Origin of the sequence: Pseudomonas sp. SIMBA_068 (assembly GCF_046534705.1) — a bacterium.
In the GTDB taxonomy this organism is placed as follows: Bacteria; Pseudomonadota; Gammaproteobacteria; order Pseudomonadales; family Pseudomonadaceae; genus Aquipseudomonas; species Aquipseudomonas putida.
In genome coordinates, this window is sequence record NZ_JAWRYI010000995.1 from 1 (window position 1) to 255 (window position 255).

General features: G+C 42.4%; 1 protein-coding gene. It reads left to right on the plus strand.

The window, feature by feature from the left end; translation table 11 throughout:
- Window positions 1-255, plus strand: a 255-nt coding sequence (locus SB756_RS32410; RefSeq protein ID WP_410913549.1) for a hypothetical protein, incomplete at both ends; no start/stop codon positions are given.

Here is a 255-nt window from a genome sequence, read left to right on the forward strand (position 1 = left end):
GTAAGCAATAACGGCGATATCGCGTTTACACTTGCCGACACTCAACGCCCTGCAGATATAGCCACCATTAAACGCGGTAAGGCAGAGCGCTTAACTTCACTTAATAGCGATGCGCTGGGTGATAAACAACTGGCTAAAGTAGAAGAAATTTGGCTTAAATCAAGCTACGACCAATTACCTATTCAAGGATGGATTGCTTACCCGCCAGGGTTTGATAAATCTAAAAAATATCCTTTAGTGTTAGAAATTCATGGC